Source organism: Massilistercora timonensis, from assembly GCF_048354975.1.
GTDB classification, from domain to species: domain Bacteria; phylum Bacillota; class Clostridia; order Lachnospirales; family Lachnospiraceae; genus Massilistercora; species Massilistercora timonensis.
In genome coordinates, this window is the sequence record NZ_DBGCJQ010000036.1 from 1 (window position 1) to 2,848 (window position 2,848).

Annotated in this window: 3 protein-coding genes; all 3 read right to left on the minus strand. The window is 49.2% G+C overall.

Going from position 1 to position 2,848, the window contains the following annotated elements; translation table 11 throughout:
• Positions 1-123 precede the first annotated feature (123 nt).
• The 3 genes from ACML7B_RS02885 to ACML7B_RS02895 are packed head-to-tail and all read right to left on the minus strand — an operon-like array spanning position 124 to position 2,776.
• The gene (locus ACML7B_RS02885) at positions 124-756 is read right to left on the minus strand and encodes an acetyltransferase (protein WP_418539258.1); all 633 of its coding nucleotides are present in this window, start codon (positions 754-756) and stop codon (positions 124-126) included.
• Positions 746-1,495, minus strand: coding sequence for a sugar transferase (locus ACML7B_RS02890; protein WP_418539259.1), 750 nt, complete (start codon positions 1,493-1,495; stop codon positions 746-748). The genes ACML7B_RS02885 and ACML7B_RS02890 overlap by 11 nt, the downstream gene beginning before the upstream one ends.
• A gap of 12 nt (positions 1,496-1,507) precedes the next feature.
• The gene (locus ACML7B_RS02895) at positions 1,508-2,776 is read right to left on the minus strand and encodes a DegT/DnrJ/EryC1/StrS family aminotransferase (RefSeq protein WP_418539260.1); all 1,269 of its coding nucleotides are present in this window, start codon (positions 2,774-2,776) and stop codon (positions 1,508-1,510) included.
• Between the last annotated feature and the right edge of the window lie 72 nt (positions 2,777-2,848).

The following is a 2,848-nucleotide window of genomic DNA, read 5'->3' on the forward strand; positions in this document are numbered from 1 at the left end:
GCCTGCATTTTCTTAAATGTTTCGTCGTCAATTTCATATGGTGTGAACTGCTGATCACTCATGCTTATTCCTCTTTCCGACCACACAACGCCACTATTATTCTATCTAGCGTTCTCTGGTTAATTATCCTCTGTCCATTCTTTTTGCCGGAACACCAATATATGTACCAGCCAATTTAATGTTATCTATCACTACTGCTCCAGCCCCAATAACTGTGTCTGAAATCACTGCAATATTGTTACTTATAACAGTACCGGCTCCAACCCATACATGTTTTCCTAACTCAACAGTACCAGCTAAATGCGCACCCACTGAAACATGAACATAGTCATTAATCACATTATCATGATCCACGGTAGCACCGGTGTTTATGATGCAACCTTTATCGATGGAAGTCCCCGGATTAACTACTGTTCCCGCCATAAGAACAGTACCAGATCCTATTGATATATCCTCTGCCACAACTGCACTTGGGTGAATCAAAGTAATTACATTCAGTCCTGCTTCTTCCAACGCTTGCTGAATACGTTCTCTTATCTTGCTATTTCCTATTGCTACAAAGAAATCAGATTTCAGTTCATTATTACATCCGTATGCATCTTTCTCAGCTCCAATGACCGGATATCCTGCGCACTCTTTCTTGGTGGAATCATCATCAAGGAAGGCTATATTCGTATAACCGTTCAATTTAGCTATGTCAGCGACAACCTTTCCATGACCGGAAGCGCCGATTATTATAAGTCTGTTATTCTTCATTTCCCATAAACTCTTCCATTGTCGCTGAAGTTTCGCTTGATATACCATCTCTGTGGATTACCTTGCCCACTGTATCTAAAATAATCTTCACATCGCCTGCAAAAGTAATGTGATCTACGTACTCTACATCGTAGTTGAACTTATCCTGCCAAGAAACAGTATTCCTTCCATGTATCTGAGCAAGCCCGGTCAAACCCGGCCTCACCTCATGTCTGCGATGTTGATGCTCACTGTAACGATCCAGATATCTGACTAGCAGTGGTCTTGGTCCTACAACTGCCATATCACCTTTAATGATATTTACGAGCTCCAAAAGCTCGTCACAACTGGACTCCCTTATAGCTCGGCCTACCCTGGTAAGACGCACCTTATCCGGAAGCAATTCTCCATTTTCATCCCGTGCATCAGTCATCGTACGGAACTTATACAGCTTAAATATCTTCTCATCTTTGCCTGGACGATCCTGAGTGAATACAACTGGCGATCCAAGCTTGGTGCGTACAACTAAGGCTGTCACTGCCAGTACCGGGCTTAGGACAACCAGTGCCCCTGTAGCTAGAGTACAATCAAGCGGTCTCTTCACATATCTTTCATAGAACCCCTGCGGATGCTTTTGAAGCGTCTCAGACTCTTTCTTCTCATCTATTCTTTCTTTTACAAATGCTGTCACGCCGGCTGCAGCACTTACCGTTACCATTCCCCCGGCAATCTTAAAGCAAGTTGCAAGTACGTTATTCATTAATTCCTACCTTTATTCGAAACATGCACGGAACACTGCAATGATCCTATCCTGCTGCTCCGAAGTCATTTTATTATCACTTGGTAGGCACAGTCCCCTCTGGAATATATCCATGCCCACATCCAGTGGCTTACCATCGGATCCTACTGCACCACCGGCAATATATGCATTGGTCTTGGCTCTGCCGTTGCCTTCCCTGGTGATAAACGGATTCATCCTGTAGACCGGCTGCATATGCATGGGCTTCCAGATGGGACGCCCCTCGGCATTATACCTTGCCAACGTCTCCAGGATCTCCATGGGACAGCTCCTTCCTGGTTCCGGGATGTACAGGGATTCCTGCTCCCCGCGCACCTGCCGGCACATGGCCTCCGGATCGATGACCAGGCAGGACAGCCAGTAGTTGGGCTCGGAGTTTTCCGCGTCAAACGGATTCATCCGTACTGGAAGGCCCTTAAAGCCCTCCCTGTACCGCTCGTAAATGGCCTTCTTCTGTGCGATATGCTCCTTTAAGTACGGGAACTGTCCCCGCACCACCCCGGCGATCACGTTGCTCATCCGGTAGTTGTAGCCCACTTCCTCATGCTGGTACCAGGCCGCGTTCTCCCGGGACTGGGTGGACCATTTCCGGGCCCGGTCCGCCGCATCCTTATCATCGGTCAGGAGCATCCCCCCGGCAGAGCCGGTGATGATCTTGTTCCCGTTGAAGGAGATGGCGTTATAGGTGCCGAAGGTCCCGGTCTGCTGTCCCTTATAGGAAGCCCCCAGGGATTCCGCCGCATCCTCGATGATCATGGCCCCATGGCGTTCACAGACAACCCGCAGCTCATCGATCTTTCCCGGCGTCCCGTATAAATGGGCCATAACAACGACCCGGACCTCCGGATACAGTTCAAAGGCCTTTTCCAGGGCCACTGGATCCATGTTCCAGGTGTCGTATTCGGTATCAATGAACACCGGGACTCCGCCCTCATACACCACCGGATTTACGGTGGCAGAAAAGGTCATGTCCGAGCAGAACACCTTCTCCCCGGGCTTTACCCCGGCCAGCTTCACGGCCAGGTGGAGGGCAGAGGTGCCGGTGGCCAGCGCCACGGCATACTTACACCCCACGGTCTCGCAGGCCAGACGTTCCACCTCGTTGATATTCTCTCCGACGGTGGACATCCAGTTCTTTTCATAGGCGTCCTTTATATATTCCAGCTCCGGCCCGTGCATGGTGGGCGAGCTGAGCCAGATCTTTTTTTCAAATGGTGTGAGACGTTCGTCTGCATGGAACATGTGATCATCCCCCTTGTTTTTAATAGAAAAACATCCTGTTTCCACAGGATGTTTTCTTCTGGTTAAGGCCCC

What these genes read in the sequence shown, in the direction of transcription:
- ACML7B_RS02885 (WP_418539258.1), bottom strand. Translation starts at nt 756, where the DNA reads ATGAAGAATAACAGACTTATAATAATCGGCGCTTCCGGTCATGGAAAG.
- ACML7B_RS02890 (WP_418539259.1), bottom strand. Translation starts at nt 1,495, where the DNA reads ATGAATAACGTACTTGCAACTTGCTTTAAGATTGCCGGGGGAATGGTA.
- ACML7B_RS02895 (WP_418539260.1), bottom strand. Translation starts at nt 2,776, where the DNA reads ATGTTCCATGCAGACGAACGTCTCACACCATTTGAAAAAAAGATCTGG.